Source organism: Photorhabdus viridis, from assembly GCF_040256935.1.
In the GTDB taxonomy this organism is placed as follows: Bacteria; Pseudomonadota; Gammaproteobacteria; order Enterobacterales; family Enterobacteriaceae; genus Photorhabdus; species Photorhabdus viridis.
Window position 1 is genome coordinate 97,821 of record NZ_JBEJZY010000007.1, and the last position, 25,417, is coordinate 123,237.

General features: G+C 44.7%; 21 protein-coding genes and 2 pseudogenes. 10 read left to right on the forward strand and 13 right to left on the reverse strand.

The window, feature by feature from the left end:
* The first annotated feature begins 9 nt into the window (after positions 1 to 9).
* The 7 genes from ABR397_RS04445 to tssJ all read left to right on the forward strand — a co-directional run bounded on the left by ABR397_RS04445 (position 10) and on the right by tssJ (position 11,210).
* Positions 10 to 2,208, forward strand: coding sequence for a hypothetical protein (locus ABR397_RS04445; protein ID WP_350304640.1), 2,199 nt, complete (start codon positions 10 to 12; stop codon positions 2,206 to 2,208).
* 5 nt (positions 2,209 to 2,213) lie between these two features.
* On the forward strand, positions 2,214 to 3,155 hold the full coding sequence (locus ABR397_RS04450; RefSeq protein ID WP_407072860.1) for a formylglycine-generating enzyme family protein: 942 nt from the start codon (positions 2,214 to 2,216) through the stop codon (positions 3,153 to 3,155).
* The gene (locus ABR397_RS04455; RefSeq protein ID WP_350304642.1) at positions 3,152 to 4,063 is read left to right on the forward strand and encodes a formylglycine-generating enzyme family protein; all 912 of its coding nucleotides are present in this window, start codon (positions 3,152 to 3,154) and stop codon (positions 4,061 to 4,063) included. Before ABR397_RS04450 ends, ABR397_RS04455 begins: the two co-directional genes overlap by 4 nt.
* Positions 4,060 to 5,544: a formylglycine-generating enzyme family protein gene (locus ABR397_RS04460; protein ID WP_350304643.1), complete on the forward strand. Its 1,485-nt coding sequence runs from the start codon at positions 4,060 to 4,062 to the stop codon at positions 5,542 to 5,544. The genes ABR397_RS04455 and ABR397_RS04460 overlap by 4 nt, the downstream gene beginning before the upstream one ends.
* Positions 5,545 to 5,679: 135 nt before the next feature.
* Positions 5,680 to 6,126, forward strand: coding sequence for a cytochrome c oxidase assembly factor Coa1 family protein (locus ABR397_RS04465; protein WP_350304644.1), 447 nt, complete (start codon positions 5,680 to 5,682; stop codon positions 6,124 to 6,126).
* A gap of 288 nt (positions 6,127 to 6,414) precedes the next feature.
* On the forward strand, positions 6,415 to 7,572 hold the full coding sequence (locus ABR397_RS04470) for a Sec62 family protein translocation protein (protein ID WP_350304645.1): 1,158 nt from the start codon (positions 6,415 to 6,417) through the stop codon (positions 7,570 to 7,572).
* The gene (gene tssJ / locus ABR397_RS04475; RefSeq protein WP_350304646.1) at positions 7,563 to 11,210 is read left to right on the forward strand and encodes a type VI secretion system lipoprotein TssJ; all 3,648 of its coding nucleotides are present in this window, start codon (positions 7,563 to 7,565) and stop codon (positions 11,208 to 11,210) included. The genes ABR397_RS04470 and tssJ overlap by 10 nt, the downstream gene beginning before the upstream one ends.
* A 115-nt stretch (positions 11,211 to 11,325) precedes the next feature.
* Here tssJ and ABR397_RS04480 read toward each other — a convergent pair whose 3' ends face one another.
* Genes ABR397_RS04480 through ABR397_RS04490 form a run of 3 tightly spaced genes read right to left on the reverse strand, consistent with a single transcriptional unit; the run spans position 11,326 to position 13,946 of the window.
* Entirely contained in the window at positions 11,326 to 12,561 is a 1,236-nt protein-coding gene (locus ABR397_RS04480) for an HlyD family secretion protein (protein WP_350304647.1), read from the reverse strand.
* Entirely contained in the window at positions 12,554 to 12,721 is a 168-nt protein-coding gene (locus ABR397_RS04485) for a hypothetical protein (RefSeq protein WP_350304648.1), read from the reverse strand. The genes ABR397_RS04480 and ABR397_RS04485 overlap by 8 nt, the downstream gene beginning before the upstream one ends.
* The gene (locus ABR397_RS04490) at positions 12,714 to 13,946 is read right to left on the reverse strand and encodes an ABC transporter permease (protein WP_350304649.1); all 1,233 of its coding nucleotides are present in this window, start codon (positions 13,944 to 13,946) and stop codon (positions 12,714 to 12,716) included. The genes ABR397_RS04485 and ABR397_RS04490 overlap by 8 nt, the downstream gene beginning before the upstream one ends.
* Positions 13,947 to 14,383: 437 nt before the next feature.
* On the opposite strand from ABR397_RS04490, the gene ABR397_RS04495 reads away from it, so the two are divergent.
* Positions 14,384 to 14,650 carry an LCI fold-containing protein gene (locus tag ABR397_RS04495; RefSeq protein ID WP_350304650.1) on the forward strand — a complete coding sequence of 89 codons (267 nt, stop codon included), beginning with the start codon at positions 14,384 to 14,386 and terminating at the stop codon, positions 14,648 to 14,650.
* Positions 14,651 to 15,076: 426 nt separating this feature from the next.
* On the opposite strand, the gene ABR397_RS04500 is transcribed toward ABR397_RS04495, so the two are convergent.
* Genes ABR397_RS04500 through ABR397_RS04530 form a run of 7 tightly spaced genes read right to left on the reverse strand, consistent with a single transcriptional unit; the run spans position 15,077 to position 20,952 of the window.
* Positions 15,077 to 16,414, reverse strand: coding sequence for an MSMEG_0569 family flavin-dependent oxidoreductase (locus ABR397_RS04500; RefSeq protein ID WP_350304651.1), 1,338 nt, complete (start codon positions 16,412 to 16,414; stop codon positions 15,077 to 15,079).
* A 10-nt stretch (positions 16,415 to 16,424) separates the two neighbouring features.
* Complete coding sequence (locus tag ABR397_RS04505) at positions 16,425 to 16,715, reverse strand: MSMEG_0570 family nitrogen starvation response protein (protein ID WP_350304652.1); 291 nt, start codon at positions 16,713 to 16,715, stop codon at positions 16,425 to 16,427.
* Entirely contained in the window at positions 16,703 to 17,758 is a 1,056-nt protein-coding gene (locus ABR397_RS04510; protein ID WP_350304653.1) for a sll0787 family AIR synthase-like protein, read from the reverse strand. The genes ABR397_RS04505 and ABR397_RS04510 overlap by 13 nt, the downstream gene beginning before the upstream one ends.
* A complete protein-coding gene (locus ABR397_RS04515) occupies positions 17,755 to 18,318 on the reverse strand; it encodes an MSMEG_0567/Sll0786 family nitrogen starvation N-acetyltransferase (protein WP_350304654.1) in 564 nt (187 codons plus the stop codon). Before ABR397_RS04515 ends, ABR397_RS04510 begins: the two co-directional genes overlap by 4 nt.
* Before the next feature lie 12 nt (positions 18,319 to 18,330).
* Positions 18,331 to 19,410: an MSMEG_0568 family radical SAM protein gene (locus ABR397_RS04520; RefSeq protein WP_350304655.1), complete on the reverse strand. Its 1,080-nt coding sequence runs from the start codon at positions 19,408 to 19,410 to the stop codon at positions 18,331 to 18,333.
* Positions 19,411 to 19,432: 22 nt separating this feature from the next.
* Complete coding sequence (locus ABR397_RS04525; protein ID WP_350304656.1) at positions 19,433 to 20,440, reverse strand: Nit6803 family nitrilase; 1,008 nt, start codon at positions 20,438 to 20,440, stop codon at positions 19,433 to 19,435.
* Positions 20,441 to 20,469: 29 nt separating this feature from the next.
* Positions 20,470 to 20,952 carry an MSMEG_0572/Sll0783 family nitrogen starvation response protein gene (locus ABR397_RS04530; protein WP_350304657.1) on the reverse strand — a complete coding sequence of 161 codons (483 nt, stop codon included), beginning with the start codon at positions 20,950 to 20,952 and terminating at the stop codon, positions 20,470 to 20,472.
* 238 nt (positions 20,953 to 21,190) lie between these two features.
* On the opposite strand from ABR397_RS04530, the gene ABR397_RS04535 reads away from it, so the two are divergent.
* Entirely contained in the window at positions 21,191 to 23,116 is a 1,926-nt protein-coding gene (locus tag ABR397_RS04535) for a sigma 54-interacting transcriptional regulator (RefSeq protein ID WP_350304658.1), read from the forward strand.
* Positions 23,117 to 23,176: 60 nt separating this feature from the next.
* Here the strand turns inward: ABR397_RS04535 and ABR397_RS24970 are convergent.
* A pseudogene (locus ABR397_RS24970) lies at positions 23,177 to 23,280 on the reverse strand (RNA-guided endonuclease InsQ/TnpB family protein); the annotation flags it as partial.
* An 18-nt stretch (positions 23,281 to 23,298) separates the two neighbouring features.
* On the opposite strand from ABR397_RS24970, the pseudogene ABR397_RS04540 reads away from it, so the two are divergent.
* Positions 23,299 to 23,438, forward strand: a pseudogene (locus tag ABR397_RS04540) (IS200/IS605 family transposase); the annotation flags it as partial.
* Between the two features lie 56 nt (positions 23,439 to 23,494).
* Here the strand turns inward: ABR397_RS04540 and ABR397_RS04545 are convergent.
* Together ABR397_RS04545 and ABR397_RS04550 are read right to left on the reverse strand one after the other, a co-directional pair.
* Complete coding sequence (locus tag ABR397_RS04545; RefSeq protein WP_350304659.1) at positions 23,495 to 24,370, reverse strand: glycerophosphodiester phosphodiesterase family protein; 876 nt, start codon at positions 24,368 to 24,370, stop codon at positions 23,495 to 23,497.
* A gap of 102 nt (positions 24,371 to 24,472) precedes the next feature.
* Positions 24,473 to 24,991 carry a sigma-70 family RNA polymerase sigma factor gene (locus ABR397_RS04550; protein WP_350304660.1) on the reverse strand — a complete coding sequence of 173 codons (519 nt, stop codon included), beginning with the start codon at positions 24,989 to 24,991 and terminating at the stop codon, positions 24,473 to 24,475.
* Between the last annotated feature and the right edge of the window lie 426 nt (positions 24,992 to 25,417).

A 25,417-nucleotide genomic window follows, 5' to 3' on the forward strand; every position in this document is an offset into this window, starting at 1 on the left:
GAGAATCTTATGGCCGTATCTACTGGGAAAACCGCTGTAAAGCCGCAAAACACTGATGTGTACGTGAAGGCAGAGCCTGCACTTTATTTCCACCCTGACAGTGAAACGCTGATTTTTGTGGATAAAGAAGATATCCATGCTTTGGAAGTAGAGCATAACTTTCTCAGTCACTGCGTGGAACAGCGTATTGAGGCTGAATTGAAATTGGATACGCTGACTGAGCAGTGTACCAGACAGACAATGGTACCTGCTGATGGGTATGAAGCGCAGCTTAAAGCGGTGTATGACGAACTCAATGGTGCTTGTGATCAACTGCATAATCAATTGACGACATTAAGCCCTCTGGAAAACTTGCCTAAAACCACGTTACTGGATGAAAACGCCAAGAAAAGCGCGATTGGTATCACTGAACTGATTGCGATGAATAAGGGGTATCAGGGCTACAAGTACACCTATGTCCGGTCGGACAAAATCAAAAGTCACTGGCGGCGCTATAAGCTGAATGATCAGGATAAGAAAAGCGGCGGTAAAAGTTTCCTGCGGGAAGTGGCCTATACCGACAAAGACGGTAACAACCGTACCCGGATTGAGATCGACGGCAAGAAACTAGAGGGGCAAATCAACAAACTGAAACCTTCATTAACTGTGATAGATAAAAAGCTGATTAATGATCACAGTGGTATCTGGGGGCAATGGGCGCAGGACTTGAATGACAGCCTGAAAACGTCGCCATATGAGGGAGAACACATTTCGTTCAGTTCGGAATCGCAACTCATGCGCTGGTCTTACGGTGCTGGGGTTAAAGCTTCACTGAATCCGTTGGAAATCACAAAAAATGGCATAAAGGGGCTGTTGGCGGGTTCAGGAAAAGCCAATTTTTATGCCAATTTTGCTCTGGCGGAATCAAGGAGCAGAGGGACGTTGCATTTGCCGGACAGAACTGGGGTGAAGTGGTGCTATCCCCGGAAAGATGGCAGTGAAGGCGTGTTGGGCATGTGGCGGTTTGACCTTACGCTGATGTTATCAGGCAGTGTGGGGGCCAGTCTGGGTATTGAAGTGGGAGTGAACCTGAAAGGTGATGTAGCCAAAGGCGTACCGGCAAAGATGGCGCTGGATGGCAACGGGATACCGGGGCGTCGCAAGGTGGATATATCCAAGATGCTGGAAGATTCGGATGCTGGGGCTGAATTGGGTGTGTTTGTCGGGGCAGAATGCAGCGCCAATCTGAGTGGTAGCCTGATGTGGAAAAACCCCGAAAAAGATCCCATGAAATTTCAGCCACTGGCGAAAGTGAGTGTTGGTGCTACGGCACAGATTGGCGGAGGGTTCAGTGGCATCGTGTCATTCAGTTATCAGGACGGACTTATCCGGGTAATCGCGAAAGGTGGCCTATGCTGGGGCGTGGGTGGTAAAGGTTCGGTCAGCTTTGATATTGATGGCGAAGAGATTATGACGGAATTTATGCCCTGTCTGGCGTATATGCTGCGTAATGTGGATTACGTGAAGATGACGGAACTGATAGCAGAAAAGAGCTACTACGCATTCTGTATGATGCCGTTGCTGGAACTGGGGGAGATAGCGCTGGGAAATGAATTCAAAAACTTGAAAGATGACTTAGTTGCCTCTTGGAATGATAAAGAAAAACGGGTGGAGTTGATGAAGAAAATTAATGACAGCCAAGGGGATGTATTGAAATACGCACCACCAGAAACCCGGGGAGCAGTAATTGCAGCACTGATTGAGACAAACTTCTGGGATGAGGTAGCCAGTCCAGCTAGTCACCGCGAACTAAAAGGTGAGGCTTTGACAGTATTTAGTGCTCGTAAACGGGCAGTGTTGATGACACTGAAATGGGTGCAGTCAAGGCGTGATTACGAGAATGTGATGAAGTTCCTGCATAAAATACCGGGTGAAGAGAGTGGTGAATGGAAGACAAATGAAAAAGAGGTAGTTGCTTTTTTAGGTCGGGGTGAATCGCCTCAAGTTTATGGGCGTAGTGATAATTTTATTCCTTATGCGGCTAAAGTGGTTATTGAGCCAAGCCATTATGCAAAAAATCTGAAAGACATTTATAACTCATTACCGACCACTGAAGAGTTGGCGAAGTGTCTGAATGAGCCATTGAAACCAGTAAATGCAGAGTTGTTTAAAAGCATTACACAGGTAGTGGTTGAACAGCACAGCTATGTGAGGATATTTAAATCATGAAACGAATAACCCGTTATCTCATGATAGTCGGGCTGGCACTGTTGATGCTGGTAGGCTGCAAAGATGAAAAGAAAATTCAGGCAGAGCAGCAGGTACTAGTGAAGGAAGCGTTGGCGGAAATGGTACCAGTGGTTGGTGGCAGCTTTATGATGGGCGATTTTGGTCGGCGGGTGGGCGAACATCTACCCTACAGTTTTAATCAGGATAACAAACCGGAACATAAAGTGACGCTGGACAGTTTCAGTATTTCTAAATACAGGGTGACTTGGGGACAGTTTAATCGTTACCGGGAGATTCTGGGGTTACCTAAGAATGATTTCTATCAGCACCTTAAAAAGTATGAGATTTATTATCCCTCTCTATTGGGAGAAAAATATCCGGCTTCAGTGTATTGGCAGGAGGCTAAGGATTACTGTCAGTGGGTAGGTAAAGTGAGTGGTGAACAGGTAGATTTGCCGACGGAGGCTCAGTGGGAGTATGCAGCGCGTAGTCGTGGTCAGCTATTTATCTTTGCCAATAATAACAATGTCTATGAGCCAGGAATAAATCTTGCGAATGAGATTCTTCCCGTTGGCTCTTACCCGCCGAATCCGTTGGGGTTGTACGATATGATGGGTAATGGTACGGACTGGGTTAATGACTGGTATGCGGCAGACTATTATCAGCATTCGCCGGAATATAACCCGCAAGGCCCTGTCAAGGGGACAGAAAAAGTGATCAGGGGACAGATGGGATATGATATATGGGGGCATCGTGTTATAGATCGCGGTAAAATAGCTTTGAATTATTTTGAAAACCCCAAAAGTAATCCTCCCGGCTATGGCTTTCGTTGTGTGGTCAATACACCTGAAACCCAAAACGCCGCTTTAGATCTGAAAAATTCCAGTAGCAGCCAGAGTATACCTGTGGCTGAACAGTCCTCTTCTCAGGGAGAGGCAAAATCATGAAACGAATAACCAGTTATCTCATGATAGTCGGGTTAGCACTGTTGACGCTGGTGGGTTGCAAGGATGAAAAGAAAATTCAGGCAGAGCAACAGGCGCTGGTGAAGGAAGCGTTGGCGGAAATGGTACCAGTGGCTGGAGGCAGCTTTATGATGGGGGATTTTGGCCGGCGAGTAGGAGAGCATTTGCCCTACAGTTTTGATTTGGATAACAAACCGGAACATAAGGTGGCGCTGGACAGTTTCAGTATTTCCAAATACCGAGTGACTTGGGGGAGGTTTAACCGTTATCTGGCTATTTTGGGGTTGCCGAAAACAGCAACATATAACTATCTGAAAGACGCAACGGATGTTCCACATTTTGTTCTGAGTACGGGGAATAATTATCCGGCATCGGTGGCTTGGCAGGAGGCTAAAGATTATTGCCAGTGGTTGGGTAAGGTCAGTGGTGAGCAGGTGGATTTACCGACAGAGGCTCAGTGGGAATATGCGGCCCGCAGTCGCGGTCAGCTTTTTATCTTTGCCAATAATAACAATGTCTATGAATTGGATGCGAATTTTACGAATAATTTTCTCCCTGTCGGTTCTTACCCACCTAATCCATTGGGGCTGTACGATATGATGGGTAATGGTGCTGATTGGGTTAATGATTGGTATGCCTCAGATTATTATCAACATTCGCCGGAGCATAATCCGCAAGGTCCTGAACGTGGTGATGAAAAGGTGATAAGAGGAAGAGCGGAAGGGGGAATTTTTTTTAGTACCACAATTACGAGGGCGAAGAATTTGCTTGAAAAAGGAAAACGCAACCCTCCAGGCTACGGGTTTCGCTGCGTAGTCAATTCTCTTAAAGCCAACGACGCTAATTTAGATTTAAAAAATTCTCACAACAACGAGGAAATATTGAAATGATAAAACGAACGATGTGTTATCCCATAACCGCTGGGCTGGCATTGCTGGTACTGGTGGGCTGTAAAGGTGAAAAGAAAATTCAGGTAGAACAGCAGGCGCTGGTGAAGGAGGCATTGGCGGAAATGGCGCCTGTGGAAGGGGGTAGCTTTATGATGGGCGATTTTGGCCCGCAGATGGGTAAACACATTCCCCTCACCCCGGATCAGGATAACAAACCGGAACATAAAGTGACGCTGGACAGTTTTAGCATCGCTAAATACAAAGTGACATGGGGTCAGCTTAACCGTTATTGGGCAATTTTGGGGAAGCCGAAATCAGATGCGTATAACAGCATGAAAGGAAACTCTGGCGAGTATTTTGCCCGGATTTCGGGAGATAACTACCCTGCTTCGGTGGAGTGGCAAGAGGCTAAGGATTATTGCCAGTGGTTGGGTAAAGTCAGTGGTGAACCGGTGGATTTACCGACAGAGGCGCAATGGGAGTATGCAGCCCGTAGTCGTGGTCAGTTATTTATCTTTGCTAACAATAATAACCGTTTTGCATTGGGCAATAATTTTACAGATCTCGTTAGCCCGGTGGGTTCTTATCCGCCGAATCCTCTGGGGTTGTATGACATGATGGGTAATGGTAAGGATTGGGTTAATGACTGGTATGCGGCTGACTATTATCAGAATTCACCAGAGCGTAATCCTCAAGGGCCTGAGCAGGGTGATAAAAAGGTAATGAGGGGCATAGCTGGCAAAGATGAATCTCTTAGTACAACAGTGACAAGGAGCAATACATCTTCTGACTCTTTTAAAAATGGCGATCATTATCTTCCTGGCTATGGTTTTCGTTGTGTCATTAATCGTCCGGAAGTTAAAAATTTAACGCCAGACTTAACAAGCATTCGCAGCAATAAAGAAGCGCGGGTGGAACTGATGAAAAAAATCAATGCCAGCCAGGGCGATGTGTTGAAGTCTATACCATTGGAAACGAAAGGGGAGGTAATTGCCGTTCTGATTGATCCTAACCTTTGGAGTGAAGTGGTAAACCCGGTGAATCACGACGAGCAGACGTGCGGGGAAGGTTCTGTACTTAATGAGCGTAAGCGAGCAGTGTTGGCGGCGTTAAAATGGATACAGTCAAAGCGTGATTATGAAAATGTGATGCAACACGTGGAAATAATTCCGATGGCTGATGGGGAAAAGAATTGGCAGATCAATGAAGCGAACGTTATTGCCTTTTTAAGCAAAGGTGAAACGCCGAAAAATTATGGGCGCAATGATAATTTTATTCCTCTTGCCGCTAAGGTTACGATCCAATCGAGCCATTATGCTGAGAATTTACGGAAAATTTATCGTTCACTACCTGCTGTTCAGGCAAATGCCAATGAACCATTGAAACCAGTGAATACGGCGTTATTAAGTAGCTGTCCACAAGTGGTGGTTGAACAACATGGTTGGCAGACGGTAAATGTAAGTGCTAAACGGTCTGAGTAGTTATAGAAAATAGCAGTCATTTATCTGAACAACGATATTTGTATTTATATTCAAATCTTAGTAATAAGTTAGCATTTATCATCAAAAAATGTTTTTAACATGGCATTCTGCCATAATAGATAAGGTATTAAAGATATGAAGATAAAAAAAGAGTGGTCTCTGACTGATAATGAAGCCATGACGGGTACGCCTTCTCTTGTTGGAAAACACCGTTGGTTGGGAGGAAAATGGAAATGGGTTATTCTTTGCATGATGCCTATTATTATCGGCGGTGTGTTCGCTATAATTATTCATTCAATGAAATCCTCGGAACCTTATGAAAAAGCGTTATCATTGGCGCAATCCAGTTCTGTGGTAAAGAATATATTAGGGCAGCCTATTGAGGTAGGTTGGTTTGTTTCTGGTAGTATCAGTAATAGCGAAGCGGCATTGGAAATACCTATTAAAGGAAATCGCTCCGGCGCTACAGTGTATGTTGATGCTGAGAAATATTCAGGTCATTGGCGATATAAGGAGATTTCTGTTCAGCCCGATGACGGTAGTAAGTTAATAGACCTGCTGAATCCCAGTTTGAGTAAATAATACAGGTTCTGCAATGTCGGGGGATAACTTTAAAATGCGAAATTAACGATGTGTTGGTAATGGATAACTCCATGAAATAAATATTATTTTCTTTTGTGGTTTTATTAATTTCTTAATTCTCCTGAGCGTGATTAATATTATCTTGGGATAATGAGACTCATTTCTGCACGAGAAAACCGAGAAACTTAGGGTGAATGGTATTTTATTCAGTGTAATTAAATATCTTTCTCCCCCTTTATGTGTTTGTCAGGTTATCTCAAGTGTACTACATGTTTCTATGGGGTAAATATGGGTTGGAATAAACCTGTTATAACCATGCAGCAAGAGCCTGTCCCTCCCGTATTATGGCGTTGGCTGGTTTCATTGATTGCTATTGTTGGCATCTGTATTGCCGGCTATCTGCTATGGTCTGAATTTATCAGGCAGTCCCTGTGGTGGATGATCTTTGGCGTTGTCGGCTTGATATGGCTTACCGCATTTGGACTTCGTTTATATCTCTTTGGTTACCGGCTGGAGATGTATCGTCTTTGGCATGAAGAGTGCCAATATGTTGAGAAAGCATGGCAATCTTGGGCGGGCCGATATATATCAGTGTTATACAGTTGCGTATTTTTGCCGGAGAATATTACCGCTGACACCATAGTACAGGAAGAATCGAAAATTGAAGTTCAATATGGCAAGCGAAAAGTCATAGATTATTTTCCATGGTCAGAAGATAAATGGCGTGACTCAGTACAGATATTATTGCATAGTGTAGAAAAAGCCATTTTGGATATACTGCCTGATAAGTTAATCTGTGCAACTGTTATCACGAATTGTGTTGAACAGGAATATGAAAAATTAGAAAGTGTGCTGAAGGAAAGCTGGCAGTCGGTTTTTCCTTCTGGTAAGCCATTATCTCAGTTAAATATATCGCCTTGTTTGTCTGCAATGCATATTGATAATTGGTTAAAAGAAACAACCAATGAAGTGCAATTATTGATATTGATGCAAATTGAAAGCCATGAACAGTTTTCAGAAGGTTTAGCTGTATTTCTTATCACAACAGATGATGTGACGAAAAAATTTGACCTGGCTGAGAAAGCCAGAATATACCGGCCTATGGCAATTGATTCAGAAAATTTTGAACGAGAGCTCCAAATCTTTATCAGTACCCAATTACCCGCAAAAATGGCGACAGAAATGATAGGGGATAATGGCAGCATGCATTCATATTTCTCACAAATAATGTCTGTGATCCAAAAGCAGAATGCAGCATTAAAGCTGGAACATATTGAGAATATCGAAAGGTTTATCGGTGTACCCGGTCCAGGCGCTTATTGGTTGACGACCGGATTGGCTATTGATCTATCTCAATATAATTCAGGAAGTTATTTAGTTTTGTCAAAAAATGAATGTAACTGGGTGATAAATACCGTTCAGACATTGGAGGAGCAATGGAAATAATCGGTAATAAATGGACCAGAGCCGGTAATGCATTGCTATTTATCGTACTTGCTTCTGTGCTGGCATTTTGTATCTGGTCTTATGGTGAAAAAGTCGGATTGGATGAAAATGATAAAAAAACGTTTGCCTGGGGATTGGCTGTTTTGATCTTGGGTGTACTTCATCTTGCGCCGATAATCGCCGGGATCTATCGACAGGAATATATTAGAAGGAAAATCGAACAAGAAGGGCTGTATCCAGCCAAGGAAAAGCGTTTAAAAACTCATTCCTCTGAAGATGAGTATGTCGAGGTTATCAATTTTCACCTCAACCAGCGTTATGGCCGCTTCTGGCGTCGCAAAGTGCGCATATTGCTGGTGATGGGCGAACCGGAACAGGTAGAAGCAATCGCCCCGGGATTGACGACCCAGCACTGGCTGGAAGGCCATGACATCGTTTTGCTGTGGGGCGGAAGCCCGCAGGTCGAACCCGATAGTGTGCAGTTAAAGGCTCTGCGTAAGTTGCGCCGCCGTCGTCCGTTGGATGGCGTAGTGTGGGTGATGACGGAGGAACAACTCAGCCAGCGGCCTCAGATGGAGACCGCATTGCGGATGTTACAGAAGCAGAGCCGGCAGCTTGGCTGGCAGGCGCCGGTATATGTGTGGAATGTGCGGCACAGCAACTGGGATCAGCGTGACCGCCCGACGCAGACGATTGGGTGTTTATTGCCGGAAGCGTGTACGCCGCAGGTGCTTGAGCAGAGCCTGAATCAGTTGCCGCCGCAACTGACCGCCCGGGGAATTGGGCAGGCGTTAGCGGAGAACCGGCATGATTTCTTGTTGCGACTGGCGCAGTACATGTTAGCGGGCGGAGTGGAGCGCTGGGTTCGTCATCTGAGTCCACTGTTAACCCGGCAACCGATATGGCTGGCGGGGGTGATGTTCAGTTTACCGCTGGTGGTGCAGCCAGGGATGACGGAGCATGGCTGGTGGGCTGATGCCAGTTGGGACGGAATACGGGAAGATGTCCGTCGCGTCCGGGGGCAGGCCGTCGGTTTCCCGTGGGAGAAAAGTGCCCAGTGGGGCTTGATTGTGCTGACGGTTTTGTGGGGGTTGGGCAGTATGACGTCATTTTTCGCTAACCGCCACCAGATAGCCCTGAGCCGTGAGCGGGTCAGCCAGGCCGGTGACAGGCACGGCCCGTTATCGGAACGCCTGCTGAGTCAGCATGCCCTGCAACAGGAGATTGACCGGTTACTGTACCGTACCGAAGAGGGCGCGCCCTGGTACAGCCGTTTCGGGCTGAATCAGAATGCGGCTCAGCTTAGGGCCCTGTGGCCGGTTTATCAGCGCAATAATACGCGGCTCATGCGTGACGAGGCCGCCCGGCGTTTGCACCAGCATTTGGTTGCCTGGGTCAATTTGCCGTCTGACAGCCCACAGCGCCGTAAGTTGAGTCAACGGGCATACCATCAATTAAAAGCCTATCTGATGATGGCCCAGCCGGAAAAAGTCAATGCGGATTTTATGAGCCGGATACTGATGGCGGAGTGGCCGCACCGTGAAGGGGTTACCGACGGCTTGTGGCAAAACACCGGGGCGTCACTGCTGGCGTTTTATGCCCGGAATTTACCGCAGCACCCGGAGTGGAAAATCCCGGTGGATAAGCCGCTGGTCAGCGAGGTGCGTCAGATACTGCTGAATCAGCTGGGGCAGCGCAATGCCGATGCGATGCTCTACCAGAAAGTGTTGCAGCAGGTCGCCCACAGTTACGGTGATTTGCGGCTGGAACAGATGACCGGAGAGACGGATGCCGGGCAGTTATTGACGGCGACCGGTGTCGTGCCGGGGATGTTTACCCGTCAGGCCTGGGAAGGACAGGTCCGGAAAGCGATAGCGGCGGTGGCGGCTTCCCGGCGGGAAGACATTGACTGGGTGTTAAGCGACGGGCATCAGCCGGTATTGGAGGGGGTTTCACCGGCGGCATTAAAGGCGCGTCTGACGGAACGTTACTTCACGGATTTTTCGGGCGCCTGGCTGAACTTCCTCAACAGTTTGCATTGGCATAAAGCGCATAACCTTTCCAACACCATTGACCAGTTAACCCTGATGGCCGATGTGCGCCAGTCCCCGCTGATTGCGCTGATGAACACATTAGCATATCAGGGCGAAACCGGGCGGCAGGACCCGGCCTTATCGGATTCGTTAGTTAAATCAGCGCAAAACCTGTTCCGGAAAAATAACGTCCCGGAGATTGAGCCGCAGGGCGGTCCACCGGGGCCGATGGACAAAACCTTTGGCCCGTTGCTGGCGCTGATGGGAAAAAGCCGCTCGCAAGGCATGATGGCGACGGACAGCGCTCTCAGTCTGCAAACCTTCCTGACGCGGGTGACCCGTGTGCGTCTCAAATTGCAACAAATGGTCAATACCGATGACCCGCAGGAGAAGATGCAGGCGCTGGCGCAGGCGGTATTTCAGGGCAAAAATGTCGACCTGACCGATACCCAGGAATATGGCAGTTTGATGGCCGCCAGTCTCGGTGCGGAGTGGAGCCGTTTTGGTCAGACGGTGTTTGCGCAGCCGTTAACGCAGGCGTGGCAGACGGTGCTGCAACCCGCGCAGGCGAGTATGAATGTGCAGTGGCAGGATGCGGTGGTATCGGACTGGCGGGCCGCTTTTAGTGGGCGCTACCCGTTTGTGGAGGCGGAGGATGAGGCTTCCCTGCCGATGCTGGGGCAGTTCATCCAGGCGGATTCCGGGCGGATAGAGCAGTTTTTGCATTATCAGTTAGCGGGCCTGTTGCATAAAGAAGGGAAACGTTGGGTGGCGGATAACGCAGGCAGCGAGGGATTGCATTTTAACCCGGCATTTCTGACGGCGATTAATCAACTGAGCCAGTTATCGGATGGGTTGTTTGCGAATGGCGGTCAGGGGCTACGGTTTGAACTGCGGGCGAAACCGGCGCGGGATGTGGCGGAAACCGACCTGACGATAGACGGCCAGACGCTGCGTTATTTTAACCAAATGGAAAGCTGGCAACGCTTCCGCTGGCCGGGAGACAGGGATAACCCCGGTGTGGTATTGACGTGGACGGGGGTGAACACCGGGGCGAGGCTGTTTGGCGACTACTCTGGCGATTGGGGATTAATCCGCTGGCTGGAGCAGGCGCAAGTGACAGTGCTGGAGAAAAGCCGCTACCGTCTGACGCAGACGCTATCCGACAGTATTGTCGCCGTGACTGAATCCCTTTTCTATAAGCAGGTGAAGACACTGCATCTGGATTTCAATGCCCGCAGTGCGCTTAACACCAATGGCGCACAAATTCCACTGAGTACGGTGGTGCGTGTTTATCAACTCAAGGACAACAAAGCCTTTGAACAGGCCAGTTATGCGGAACTGTTAAAAGGGGATAGTGAAGCACTGAAGGCGGACTGGCTGGCACAGCGGGATATCAGAGTGGCGCCGAAAGGGAGTGTGGCACTGGATATGCCGATGGAGAAAGCCGCGCGGTTTGTGGCGGTAGTGGGGCTATTCCATACACCGGATGCGGTCCATAATCACTGGCGGCTGGTGATCAAACGCGATGAACTGGATGCAGATAAACCACGCACTATCGAGCTGGGTAACGGCACACTGACACTCAACGCTTTGAACGAGTAACCGATGGGCACCCAATTTACGAAATTTTGATGTTTAAGCAAGGTAAGGTTTGTCAGCAGCTTGAACCCGCAGAAAACCGCGGGTTTTGTTTCGCTTATTCCCAACTTATTGTTTTTCAACGGGGCAGTGCGATAAATCCCTCTTCCAGTCCATGGACCTCCATACCTTCCGGCATAGCCACCCCAACTGTTACCTGGCGAGACACCGCCTGACGTTTTAAATCCGGGCGCCAATTTACGATTAATTGTCCATTGCTATCGTGAGTGAGTGCTGCTTCTGGTACAACCATTCCCTGTTCATTGCGATAAATCACAATATTGATTTTGGCGCTCATACCGGGTCTGATGGGATAACTCTGGTTCATGGATGAAGTCACTTTAATCACAACATCATAATAAATCGCCGATCCGGGTTTATCCGTACTGACGCTTTGCATAGCAATGGTTTCAATCTCTCCATCTAGAGGGTGCTCAGAAAATCCCTCCCCACTAATTTTTACTGCCTGCCCTTCTTTGAGTTTGGCGAGATCAGCTTCTTCAACCTGTGCCAGTACCTGATATTGTGTTGTGTCCATAATTTCCAGTAAGGGCATCCCTTCGGTAACTCTAACGCCTGTTTGAATCGTTAAGAGCTTCTTACTTTCTCCCTGTGCTGCCCTAAGCGCAACACCCGAAAATGGCGCTTTGATTTCTTTATATAAGTATTGTTCCTGTAGCGCCTGATAGCGGCTTGTTGCATTCTGAAGCTCCATCTTTGCGACATTTAAATTATCAAGACTTCCTTTTTGTCTAATGGACGTAAGATCGCCCTGCGCTGAAGCGAGTTCCATGAGTTGTCGGCGAAGTTGCTGCTGGAGGGTTTCCACTTCCATTTGTGGAATGATGCCCCGTGAAAAAAGAGTCTGTGTTTTTGCGAGATTATCTTTTAATTCCATAACCATATGGTTCGCGTTTTCGACGTTTCTTCTGGCCCGAATGACTTCCTGACTGTTTTCCCAGTCATGCAATTGGTCAACGACAGATGAGGCTTTGATCATCTCAACTTGCGCTTGTCGAAGCTCAATATCAAGCTTCCGGGTATCAAGCGTAACTAATGTCTGGTCTGCTTTCACCCGTTGCCCTTCTTTGACTAAGACTTGTTTGATAATTGCATCAAATGGCGCGGGGATGGTTTCAAGACGCCCAGATTGCAACTTGCCAACCAGACCTAGTTGTTTTTCTATCAGGCCGTGTTTTACTTCAATCCACTGCACTGGCTCCTGAGCTGGCGATTGCTCTGAGGACAAAAAGGCAAAAAAACAGGCCGCCACGACAAATATGCCAGCTATGGCCCATCGATAACGTTTAATCATTGAGTGTTATCTCCCAACTTTCCAGTGTCGTGCCAAGGCCTCGCAGACTGTAATCAGGTTCTGATAAAGTTAACCGCTCTTGTTCAGATGCAGAGATCCCTGTGCGGGGAAAAAGGAAAAACAAGGCCAAAGAGCCATAAAGTAAATATTTTTTAATCATCACGTAATGCCTGTACGGGTTCCATCTGTGAAGCTTTATGTGAGGGATGAAAACCGGAGATAAGCCCGGCCACAATTGAACTACCTATCCCTAAAGGAATGGATAAAGGGGCAAGAGAAAACGACCAGCCAGAATAAAGAACAAAAAGAAAGGAGACGATGACACCTACCAGCGTACCAAGGATTGCGCCGGCTAAAGTCAGTGCTACCGCTTCATACAAAAAAAGGTGTCGGATATCATGGGGTCTTGCGCCTAAAGCCATACGCAACCCAATCTCTTTTCGTCGGGCTGAAACGTTCATAATCATCACATTTGAAATTGCAATGCCGCCAGTCAGTAGAGAAATGCCCGCCAACCCAATCAACATGAAAGAAAAGGTTTTGTTTTGATCTGCCTGCCCTTTCAGTAGTTGCTGAGCTACCCGAACCTCAATTTCAACCGCTGGAAACTTGCGCTTGAGCAGCGCCAATAAATCCTTCGCATCGGTTTCTGTGGTGGCGGTCGTTATGGTACGAGCGATGATGCCGTTCAGATCAGTATTGGATGATATTTTACGCATGGCATTTATAGGGGCAATCACCACCGAATCCAGAGAAAAAGGAAAGATGGGGTTTTGCCCTTTTATATCGAAAATACCGATCACTGTGTATAAATAATTGCCAATCTGAATCTGCTTGCCAAGTATACGGGATGGCTCCCCTTGACCAAGGGTAACGGCCACTTCATTGCCAATGACCAGATAAGGAGAGTGCTGATCATAATTAGAGATAAATCGGCCATGACGAAGTCGCAATTGCATGACTTTCTCAAGTTCCGCAGAGGATCCTATCATGGTAAATGTTTCTGTTTTCCCATTATAGCGTCCGGGAGAAGGGTAATAGATCCAAGGTGCTGCTGAAGATAAACTAGGAATAGCCGTTGTCAAATCGGCCATTTTAATTGATGTATTATCAATCCCATGATCATAGGTGTTCAGGTTTGCTGTAATGACGTTGATATCAAGCCCGCTGAACATCTTCAACGCAGCAAGTGTGGCGTTATGTCCTGTATTAACAAATGCCACAACAGACGCACAACCAATAGCAATACCCGATAAAGCAAGCAGAGTACTTCTCCCCGTTGCCATTAAGTTACGCCAGGCTTCTCGCCATATCATTAATACCGGCATGCCATAATTGCCGGACTGACTATTATCATGCATGGATTGCCATCCCTCTGGTTTCATGCAATTGACCATCAATCATACGTAATTCACGCTGTAAGTAGAATTTATAAGAACCATTGTTTTTTATAATTTCTCCGCTTTAATATTTATCAGCAGTAATAGCCCTTTATTAAAATAACCGACTTCTGCTAACACTAAGAAATTAATAATTTAATAATAATTTAAATTCAATCTCATTAAATATATTTAATAGCAGTGAATTGCAATTATAAATAAATTATTTTCTTTGTGAGAATAATAACTGAGTCATTATTTTTCATAAATTATCATAATAGAGGTTAGGTTTCAAATCTAGAATGAAATATATGGTTGTTTTCTAGGTTTTAAAATTGTAACATAATCTGGTGATGATTTAGATTTGGCATGCATTATTACATATAACTTTATAAGTGATACATTCAAGTTGCAAATTACAAAACTATTAAAGGAGAATTGTTATGCTCAAGAAATTATTAACAGTTGGTACATTAGTAGCAGGTATTGCATTAGCCGGAGGAATTGGGGTTGCATCGGCAGCTGGAGCGACATACAAGTGTGGAAGTGTGTATATTACTGATAAGCTTATTGTAGGTAATACCATGTGGGTTGTTAATCCTCATAATAACTTTGCAAATGTATTTAATTATAATGGAAATACATGGTATTTTAGAGGAAACGTTAGATCGTGTGACGGCGGTAAATGGGCTGGTTACTATGAGCGTTAGTAGTTAAAAGATAAGATTTTACCGATCTAGTTATATGTTTAAAATACATTGATAAACCTCGTTAAAAATAACGGGGTTTTTTGTTTTTATCATGAATAATAATATTTCCTATTTTTCTTTATTAACCTGTTTAAACTGCCTTTCATAGATCTATTTTCTGCATTCAAGATATTGATTTTATTTAATTATGTTGAAATTTTCATACAAAGCCGTGAATTGCTTATTTATGTAACTAATAATAGCATTATGATAATGGAAGTTAGGTTTTCAATCCAATATAAAAATAAAGGAAAAATAAGGAATGCCTACCATTTTAAACAGGGTTTATCAGAAATTTTAACCCGCAGAAAACCGCGGGTTTTATTTTATTTACCCAAGATAACACATGTTAAATATAGATAAAATTGTCAATCAAGGTCTCAAAAATCACATTTGAGATATTCTCTTATCTTTGATTTCAGATTTAGCACTTTTAATCAAAGTAGAGAATATAGGTATATTTTGCTGACTTATTTGTTGCTCAATATGCTGCACCACATAGGCGGCATCCTGATCGATCCCCATAAAACGCCCAGAACCCCAAGTATATAACCACGGCAGACCAATAAACGTGACATCCGGATCAATAGTAATACCCCGGTCATGTTTTGGATAACCATTGGCTTGAAAAATATCTAAATCAAGCCATGAATAATCTGGTCTAAAACCAATACACCAAATCACGGAAGTAATATTTTCTTTTGCTAAATCAATATGTGTGATTTCCTGCTCAGGCTGCCAAACCGGTTGATACACCGATGCAGGTTCATCGGTTGCAATATTGTTTTTCGCTAAATACTCATCAATCGAGGCATTAATGCGATTATAAGTGGCATCGGCACTGTCCAGATTTTCTGATAAATTTGGACTAAACCAGAATTGACCCTCTTTAAAGTCATCAAAATATCCGAACAATTGCATACCTTCTAAGGCAAATTTGCGCAGGTCAATATCACGCCCACCATCACGTCCTGTGACATAGTGGTTGGTGCTGTTACGTACTTCCTCACTATAACGATGATTGTTGACAGTCGTTTCGTAATACCCCATATCAAACAACCACTTCACCACATCTTTACCGCGATAGAATCGAGCGCAACGTGGTGCATTGCCTGTTGATAAATAGACTTTTTTGCCCGCCAGATGTAAATCTTCGGCAATTTGTGCGCCGGACTGCCCTGACCCAACCACCAACACCGCTCCTTCAGGCAGTTGATCTGCATTTAAATACTCTTCCGAATGCATCACTTTCACTTGCTTCGGCAAGGCATCGCTTAGTTTTGGATAAATCGGGGTGTGATACCCACCTGCTGCAACGACGAGTTGTTTAGCCGTGGTTGTACCGTGATTGGTTTTAATGACAAATTCATGTGCTGCTACTTTTTTCACGTGTTCTACTTGAATATTTAAAATGGCAGGAGGATTTGTTTTTTCAATAAATTCGTCAAGATATGCCACAATCTCAGGCTTAGTCATAAAGCCGTCAGGTTCTTTTCCCTGATAAGGATGTTCAGGCAATAGACACTGCCAGTTCGGTGTCACCAAAGTAAAATTATCCCAACGTTTATGGCGCCAGCTATGGGTCAACTCGGATTCTTTTTCTAATATCACATGGTCAATGCCTGTTTTTTGCAAATAATGGCTGATACATAAACCTGCCTGACCACCACCAATAATCACCACATCATAATGTGGCTGTAACATTTGATTTTGGATATTTAACATGGGACACCTCTCATTGATTCGTCATTTCAATAACTTCAATTTGATCTTCTGGACTTAGCCCGAAGAATTTGGCTTGGCGTTTGATCATTGTTAGAGTGTCCATGGCCGAACTACAGGCAAAGCCATAACGTACCTGTACCCTTTCCGATGCGGCATTCAGGCCATTTTCAACCTGATGTAAGAATTGCGTACTTGGGTAACGCTGACCAATGGACAGATATTCATAAATCACCGTTGAGGGTGAGTAATATTGCATCAGCTCCCCATCAGGCCATTTCACAGTAAAATTCACACTGGGCATAATATAGACTCCTGCTGACTTTTAGCCTCAATCTGTACGGATTGAGCCTGTAACTTTGTTAAAACATCGGCATAACAAAAACCGGTAAACATTTGCTGGTTAAAATCCCAAAATAGGTCGTACTGCTGTTGTTGCCGCACTGCAATCGCACCACTGACATTGGTTTCACCAATCACTGCGCAGGCAATGCCTTGACGGTGAAATAGCCCGATAATTTCTTCGCATTCATTTGCATCGGCAGTCAGTAAAAAACCAAAACTGGGGAAAATTTGCAGCCATTTAAACCAGTCCACATCATCAGGTTTAGGAATGGCATCTAAGTTGATATGCGCCCCCGATGCTGTCGCTTCGAGCAGCATCAATAAACTGCCTAAAATACCGGCATTGCTAATATCACGGGCGGCCTGAACCCAATTTGCCTCTGCTAATTGCGGCAATAAGGCAATTTGTGACTGTAAAATGCGGTCAGGCACCCGTTCAAAGCATTTCCAATAAGTGGTATTAGAGTGGAATTGCCCTTGCAGATTTAACGCAATCAGAATTTTTTGTTGTGGTTTGACATGCAGCACCGAGAGCAGTTTTCGCGCTATGCCTTGAATCGCAACGGATAAAGTGGGCTGATAAACGACGTCAAGATTGGTATGTCCACCGACCAATGGCACACCATAAGCACGACAAGCATCCTGCATACCTTGCATTAACAACCGGGCATGTTCGCTACTGGTATGCCAAAAACTATTCACCACCGACAATGCCCGGCCACCCATTGCGGCAATATCACTGACATTCGCCATCACCGCTGACCATCCGGCAAAATAAGGATGATTAGCCACAAAACTGGGTAGCATGCCTTCACAGGCGTGTAATATATATTGACCATTTAGCGGCAGTGCCGCCGTATCATCTCCGGGACAGGCATATAAGCTATCCAATGAATCCACATGGCAAGTTGTATTGACTGAAACCGTGTGAGAAATCGCCTGTTTGGACTGCATAGCGGGTGTATGTTTTAACATTTCGAGTAGTTGATTGAGTGCCATCATCGTGTCTCCTTCTGCATATAGGCTTGCATCGGGATATGCTGTAACGGATAGTTTTCAATCTGTGCCTGCATCAGCACATGTGGAATGTTGGCAATGGTCAACTGACGTAAACTATCCCAACATAACCTCTGGAAATAGCGCTCATTTTGACTTTGCACGGTGGCTAAAAAAGTACGGCATCCCAAGTTTTTGGCAGTCGATACCGCAGTATTGATTAATGCTTTACCAATAATATGGTGACGTCGATATAAAGGTTCTACGCATAAACGCCCGCCATACCACGTCTGTTCGCTATCAGGGAAAATCCGCACTGCGCCGATCACCCGGTCATGTTCACCAAACATTTTTCCAATGGCAACAATGCCTAATGCTTCAACATCGTGTTCGTCGCGATCTTCTTGCAAGATTTTCTGTTCATCGCGAAAGGTGACTTCACGTAAACGATAATATTGGCGACGCTCCCAATCTTCCGACACCATTTTGATGGCAATGTCATCGCTAATAAATGGTTTTAGCTCTTCATTCAGATCAAGCAGCCAAGGATCGTGAGAAAATTCCATATCACATTCTCCTTATTCATACGCTTTCAGCGAAGAGCAAGCGCCACATTTGGCACAGCCTGCTTGAGTATTTTCCGAGTTCAGACCTTGTTGTTTAAGTTGCTGTCCAATTTTCGGATAAAGCGACTGCATAAAAGCGTGATCAGGTTTAGGATGATGCTCTAATGGCGTACCTTGAATCGGCACAAACGGCACCACGAATGGATACACCCCCATTTCAGTCAGTTTGGCGGTCATCTCCACGATTTCCTGTTCGGTGTCGCCCAAACCGGCCAAAATGTAGGTACTGACCTGTCCCCGACCGAATACCGCAACGGCTGCTTCAAAGGCCGCAAAATATTTTTCCAACGAGACTTCGGCTTTGCCCGGCATAATTTTCTGTCGTACATGCTCGCTCACTGCCTCAAGGTGCATCCCAATCGACACAGCGCCTACATCTTTTAAACGTTGAAACCAGGCAAAATCATCGGGTGGCTCGCACTGTACCTGTATCGGCAAATCTACTTGCGCCTTAATCGCTTTAACTGAGTCATATAAAATCTTGGCGCCACGATCTCCTGTGTTTGGCGTACCGGTGGTGATCACCATTTGCTTGACGCCATCCAGTTCAACGGCGGCTTTCGCGACCTCCGCCAATTGTTCCGGGCGTTTACGAGTCAAGGTTCGCCCTTCTTTTAACGACTGATCAATCGAGCAAAATTGGCATGCCGTTGCTTTGTCTTTCATACGAATGCAATGCTGTAACACCGTTGTCGCCAACACATCATGGCTATGTAAGGTGGCAATTTGTTCATAGGCAATGCCTTCGGCGGTTTTTAAATCATAAAAACGGGGTCGTGCAGGTGCGGTTAAGGTCGCCACAGGGATCCGGTTTTTAAAGACAACCACCTTGTCGGAGTGCGGTTCAGGTCTTGCGGTATAGGGAGAGTCTTGTGCTGCAAGGTTCAGCACAGGAATCATCATGGTTTGCCCATCAAGGCTCAACGCTTTATGATCGCTTGGCCCGGCGCCACCTTTACGGGACAAGCCAAACTTGCCTTCCCATTTCAGACCATTACATTGCAAATCGGTCAATAGTTGTATTGCAGACATTTTTACCCCCTATCGATTGGGTTTACATCAATACGGTTTCGACATGCTCTTCATTGGATTTTGAGTGCTTTTCGAGATGATTTTGATCTGATGGTTCAACTTTCAGTTCGTGTAATACATGTGTTGGACGACGATCAATCAACAAACTGAGCAATTCAGGACGGCTGTAATGTCCAATCGAATCCATCATGCGTTTGCGTTTATTAATCAGGCTGAAATCCAGATCGGCAATGCAGTAACCTTCACCTTGCGTGATCGGTTTAGCCAGGAACTTGCCTTCGGGAGAAACAATGGCGGTAAAGCATCCGCCTGAAATTGGACCGATATCACAGCCGGTATCCTGCATAATTTGCTGTTGCTGTTCGGGATGCAGCCATGCGGTGGCATTGACCACAAAACAGCCAGACTCTAAAGCATGGTGTTGAATGGTTGCGTTGATTTGATCGGCAAATACTTGTCCTACCAACGAACCAGGAAACATCGAAGCATGAATTTGCTCACCATCTGCCATCAAAGAAAAACGGGCCAACGGGTTGTAATGTTCCCAACATGCCAGCGAACCAATACGTCCCACCGCAGAATTAATGGCACGTAAACCACTGCCATCGCCTTGCCCCCACACCATTCGTTCATGGTAAGTTGGGGTAATTTTGCGGCGATGCTGAATGATTGAACCATCGGCATCAAATAACAGTTGGGCGTTATAAATCGTACTGCCCGCACGTTCATTAATGCCAATCGACACTACCATGCTGGCTGCAAGACAGGCTTGCCCAATCGCTAAGGTTGCTTCGGAAGGGACAACCACCGATTCATTCAACAGCTTTAAGTGCTCTTTACCCATGGCGAATGGCGGTTGTACGAAGGAAAAATAAGGGTAATAAGGCACGACGGTTTCAGGAAAAACGGCAAATTGCACCCCTTGTTTTCCAAGCTCTAAAATAATGTCACAGATTTTTTTTACCGTTGCGGCTTGACTATAAAGCACTGGACTACATTGCACTGCGGCAGCTTTAACGATTCTGTTCATAACCTTATCCCCTTATAGTTTATGTAGACTTAGACAGTCCAGGTATCAATGATTAAGGCATTGTCACGACGCATCAGCAGTTTTAAATCCATCACATCTAATGGATTAATAGGACGAATCCCTGGAATAAGCGCTTTTTCGGTTTGACCATACATCGCTTGTAACGCAAAACGGCAGGCATAGATTTCGCCACCTTCTGCCATAAAGGCTTTCAACTGATTATTGACGGCCAGATGACCCGGAAAAGCTTCTGCTCCTAAAGTTGGAAAACCGCGTTGTACACCCAACTGCACGCCTGGGCCGTAAAGCAAGATTTTGGTTTCAAAGCCTTTACGCAATAAACGCTTTGCCTGTAACACATTGAGCAGTCCAATTGATCCCTCAAATGCAACGGTATGGAAAGTCACCAATGCTTTTTCACCCGGCTGGGCTTTGACGTCTTCAAACACTTTTTCTTCATAATCAACGAGAAAATCGCCATCTTTATATTGTTCGATATCAATGTTTGGCATAGCAGCCTCCTAGTTCAATGTTATTTGGGAATGAACCAACATGTAGTCTAGTCTGACTGTATTAGTGCGAGAGTTGTGCCAAGTTATACTTTTTGGCGGAGGTTAATTACTATCAAATTGAAAAATAACATTTAATTTTTATAAAAATATTTTTGTGGAGATAAATTGAGCTACTAGGAAGTTACGATTTTTCGTAGTATTATGAAATTCCATAACTTAAATTATGAAAATTCATAGTATGAATACGACTGACTTTATCTCGGACTGGGTCGTTTCTGAAGACTCGATTCGTCCGTTAGTATTTGAACACATGTCACAGGCATTAATTGTGCTGGACCCACATCAAAACCGGTTTATTGATGTGAATATCAGCGCCACTAAACTATTACGCTATGAACGTCATGAAATTATTCAAAAAACGGTCACTTCTATTTTTGGTCATGTCAGACAATTGCCATACCTTATGGCATTTACCGAAGGCGCTTTAGCAAAAGGTTGGGCTTGGAGCAATCAACTGTATATCTTTGATAAAAATGGTGAAAAAATCCAGTTGGATATTACTTCCGTTTCATTGCCCTATAAAAGCAAAACATTGTTGATATGGTCATTGATGGATGCCAAAGAGTTAGCATTGCGCCAACTCAATAAAAATGCCGATGAAGTCATCAGCACGGGTTTAAAAGAACAGCTTGCCTTGCAAGAACTGTTTATTGACTCTGACACGGGCAAGCATTTATTGCTGAGTTCAGTCGGTGACGGTATTTACAGTATCAACAAACAAGGCTTATGTACCTTTATTAACCCTGTCGGGGCTAAAATGTTGGGACTGCAACCTGAAGATACACTGGGTAACAATATCCATCAGATTCACCACCATACCCATGAAAATGGTGAACCCTATCCTGAAGAAGAGTGCCCGATTTATGCGGCGGTACATGATGGTATTGTACATGAAGGTATTCAGGAAATTTTTTGGCGCCGTGATGGCAGTTGCTTTCCAGTGGAATTTACCAGTACCCCAGTGATTCGTCATGGTGAAATTATTGGCGCGGTAGTGGTGTTCCGTGATATTGCCGAGCGGCTGAATACCGAAAGACAACTGACTTATGCCCTTGAAGAACTGCAAGATTTAAAAAGCCGCTTAGAACAGCAAAATGAATATCTGCAAGAAGAAATTTTACAAGAAAATCAATATCATGAAATTATTGGCAGCAGTGTATCCATTTTACAGATTATTGAAAAAATCGAGGTGGTCGCCTCAACTGATGCCAACGTGATGATTTATGGTGAATCAGGTACAGGCAAAGAACTGATTGCTCGTGCCATTCACCAATCCAGCCACCGTAAACAGCAACCACTTATTCGGGTCAACTGTGCCGCTATTCCTTCGGAACTGTTTGAAAGTGAATTTTTCGGACATGTCAAAGGTGCATTTACTGGGGCTGTACGTGACCGAGTCGGACGTTTCGAATTGGCAGATCAGGGCACACTGTTTTTAGATGAAATTGGCGAAATTCCTATCGAGCTACAAAGTAAACTACTGCGTGTATTGCAAGAAGGCACCTTTGAGCGGGTCGGCGAAGAAAAAACGCGGCATGTGGATGTGCGGATTATTGCCGCCACCAACCGCAATTTAAAAGAAGAAGTTAAACACAAACGCTTTCGTGAAGACTTATATTTCCGTTTAAATGTATTCCCGATTTATGCACCTGCCTTACGTGACCGTAAAGAAGATATTCCACTGTTGGTTACACATTTTACTAAGTTGATTTGTGACAAGCGTAAAATTAACTATCTACCATTTTCACAAAAGCATATTTTGGGGCTACAGCAATATGACTGGCCCGGCAATATTCGTGAGCTGCAAAATGTCATTGAACGCGCATTGATTACCGCAAAACAGGGTGTAGTTTCCTTTAAATATTTGCTGGAACAAGATCAACAGCAAAATGAAACTACGTGTCAGAATATTTACAATGAACTTCAACAAATCGAAGGCGTGCTGACCATGCAACAGCTGAAAGAGTTGGAAATTAACAATCTCACTCTTGCCGTTAAACAATGCAAAGGGAAAATTTTTGGTGATGACGGCGCAGCAAAATTGTTGGGAATGAACCCAACGACATTGATCTCACGTTTAAAGAAATTGGCGATTGATTATTAAAAATCTCATTTTGAACCTGGAAAACACAACAATGACATTTTCTGGAACTGGCGTACCACTGATCGCTTGGTTTTCGTCAATCAGTGTACGGGAAAGCTTATGCTGAAAATCGGCTCTGGCGTTGGCAACGTGTTCATGGCGCTTGCTACCTGTAACCGCGCTTTCGGGATAAGGTTTTTTTTATCAGCCGCCGCCATGTCAGAATTTTAAATACGCATTTATCTCGTCAGTCAAAAACCAGTGCACTTTTGCATGTAGTGCAGGCGGCGCAACGATTGAAACGTTGAAAACCTATGTCAGATCGCAGGAAACCCCTGGTTAGCTGCCCTTATATCGTCGCCCGATTGGGCGACGGTTTACGGAGCGATTGCTAAAATCTTATTTTGTTTTAAAGGTACTGAATAGTTTGGGTGAATCTACCAGCACACCATCGGCGCCAAGCTCTTTAGCCTGTTTGAAATCTTCTTTGGTTTTGATGCTAAATAAAATGATGTTTGCGCCACCTTTAGCACGGAAACACTTCATTGCTTCCTTATCCCATAACAATACTGATTTAGAGCGCGCTTCGCCAAGAGTATATTTTTCAACAATTTCTACATTACGGCGCATTTCCAAACCATACCAGCGAGCAGCGTCTGTGTTTTCAGGAATATCGCATTGGTGAGCCATTGTAATATTCGCCAGCATGGTGCGGGTTTTATCACGGCTTTCGAAGCGCTGGATCATTTTTGGCAACGCGTTAAGGTATTTTTCATCAGTGGAATAGAAACGGGTACGTGCCAGAGCTTTCTGCTCGGTCAATACTTTTTCCAGCGCTTTGGCTTGCTGTGCTGGATCAGCATCTGGTGATTTCAGATCAATATAGAAGAAAGTCTCTGGGTATTTTTTTAAGATCTGTTCCAGTGTTGGGATGCCTAATCCTTTATTGCGGAATGGATGATTATTATCAGAGCCAAATTTGTAACCGGCATCAAATTTGGTCAATTGACTTGCGTTATAGGCAGAAACAGGCCCACTTTCATTGGTTAAGCTATTCAGATCTGATGGACGATAGAGCACCGGAATACCATCTTTTGCAAGCTGAACAGTTATCCAGATGGCATCCGCTTTGTTCTCTAAAGACTTGGAAATTGCATATTCTGTATTTTCAGGCGCATCACCTGTGCCAGCACGGTGAGCGATGATTTGTGGTGTTGTTGCAAAAGCGCCGGCAGAGCAGCAAAGCAGGATTGCAGCGGTAATTCCGTGTCGCATAATTTTCTCCATAATAGCCGATTATAGGTGAATTAAAATAATTCACTTTATTTATAATTTCATAATGAAATCAATCGCGAATGTAACACGGCTTGACGGATTTTAAATGAAAAATTGAACTTCTTTACATTTGTTATGGGCTTGCTGCAAATACTGTTTTACTGAACTGGAAGAAACCTGAAGCTGATCAGCTATTTCGCTGTAACGCAGACCTTGTAATTGTGCCAGCAGAAAGGCTTGTTTTACCCGGCTGGGTAATTTATCAAGAGTGATATCCAGTTTTTCAAGCTGTTCAAATGTAACCAATCTACTTTCTGTAGAAGGCGTGGTCGTTTTTGGTATGGAGTTTATATATTGCAAATAGTGTCCTTCCGTTTTTCTCCGGCGGTAGTAGTTAGCGACCAGACAGCGAGCCACAGTTGCCAGAAAAGGCCGTGGTTGACGGATATCTGACAGATTTGAGCCGGACAGAACATTCAAGAACGTATCCTGAGTCAGATCTTCAGCATGGCAGGGACAAGAGACTTTATGGCGTAACCAGTTGTATAACCAGTCATGATGTTCAAAATAAAATTGTTGCGCAAAACTATTAATTTCAGACATGGCTTTCTGGGTTGCCATTATGATTTCCAATAACTCGTGAAAATGATAATGATTATTATTTAAATATAAGCATTAACTGTCAAGTTGTTGTCATCAAATGAGGTTCCCTTATGGCATTTTGCTGCAACCGAATAGGTTTTTAAAACCGGGAAAAAGCGCAAATCATTATCATAAAAAATACAGAGTTAAATTTATTTGTTGATTAATGCAAAGTCTATAAACCGAATAAGGGAAATTTAGTTAATAAAATTTTAGTTACTTAATTCATTAAGACAGATTTTCAGCGAGATTATTGGCATTATTTTGTGATACAAGTCACGTTTTATTAAATTCATTGGGGATTAATTCGCCTAATCATCAAGACATCGCCGATTTTTTGTTATAACCTTTTGCCTGAATATTAAGCGGATAACATTATTGATTCTGTATCTTTATTGATGACTG

Coding starts and splice junctions, on each gene's coding strand:
- ABR397_RS04505 (WP_350304652.1), bottom strand. CDS start 16,715: ATGCCCAGTGTGAATTTTACTGTGAAATGGCCTGATGGGGAGCTGATG.
- ABR397_RS04515 (WP_350304654.1), bottom strand. CDS start 18,318: ATGGAATTTTCTCACGATCCTTGGCTGCTTGATCTGAATGAAGAGCTA.
- ABR397_RS04490 (WP_350304649.1), bottom strand. CDS start 13,946: ATGAAACCAGAGGGATGGCAATCCATGCATGATAATAGTCAGTCCGGC.
- ABR397_RS04465 (WP_350304644.1), top strand. CDS start 5,680: ATGAAGATAAAAAAAGAGTGGTCTCTGACTGATAATGAAGCCATGACG.
- tssJ (WP_350304646.1), top strand. CDS start 7,563: ATGGAAATAATCGGTAATAAATGGACCAGAGCCGGTAATGCATTGCTA.
- ABR397_RS04535 (WP_350304658.1), top strand. CDS start 21,191: ATGAATACGACTGACTTTATCTCGGACTGGGTCGTTTCTGAAGACTCG.
- ABR397_RS04445 (WP_350304640.1), top strand. CDS start 10: ATGGCCGTATCTACTGGGAAAACCGCTGTAAAGCCGCAAAACACTGAT.
- ABR397_RS04520 (WP_350304655.1), bottom strand. CDS start 19,410: ATGTCTGCAATACAACTATTGACCGATTTGCAATGTAATGGTCTGAAA.
- ABR397_RS04510 (WP_350304653.1), bottom strand. CDS start 17,758: ATGATGGCACTCAATCAACTACTCGAAATGTTAAAACATACACCCGCT.
- ABR397_RS04470 (WP_350304645.1), top strand. CDS start 6,415: ATGGGTTGGAATAAACCTGTTATAACCATGCAGCAAGAGCCTGTCCCT.
- ABR397_RS04530 (WP_350304657.1), bottom strand. CDS start 20,952: ATGCCAAACATTGATATCGAACAATATAAAGATGGCGATTTTCTCGTT.
- ABR397_RS04480 (WP_350304647.1), bottom strand. CDS start 12,561: ATGATTAAACGTTATCGATGGGCCATAGCTGGCATATTTGTCGTGGCG.
- ABR397_RS04495 (WP_350304650.1), top strand. CDS start 14,384: ATGCTCAAGAAATTATTAACAGTTGGTACATTAGTAGCAGGTATTGCA.
- ABR397_RS04545 (WP_350304659.1), bottom strand. CDS start 24,370: ATGCGACACGGAATTACCGCTGCAATCCTGCTTTGCTGCTCTGCCGGC.
- ABR397_RS04525 (WP_350304656.1), bottom strand. CDS start 20,440: ATGAACAGAATCGTTAAAGCTGCCGCAGTGCAATGTAGTCCAGTGCTT.
- ABR397_RS04500 (WP_350304651.1), bottom strand. CDS start 16,414: ATGTTAAATATCCAAAATCAAATGTTACAGCCACATTATGATGTGGTG.
- ABR397_RS04455 (WP_350304642.1), top strand. CDS start 3,152: ATGAAACGAATAACCAGTTATCTCATGATAGTCGGGTTAGCACTGTTG.
- ABR397_RS04460 (WP_350304643.1), top strand. CDS start 4,060: ATGATAAAACGAACGATGTGTTATCCCATAACCGCTGGGCTGGCATTG.
- ABR397_RS04550 (WP_350304660.1), bottom strand. CDS start 24,991: ATGGCAACCCAGAAAGCCATGTCTGAAATTAATAGTTTTGCGCAACAA.
- ABR397_RS04485 (WP_350304648.1), bottom strand. CDS start 12,721: ATGATTAAAAAATATTTACTTTATGGCTCTTTGGCCTTGTTTTTCCTT.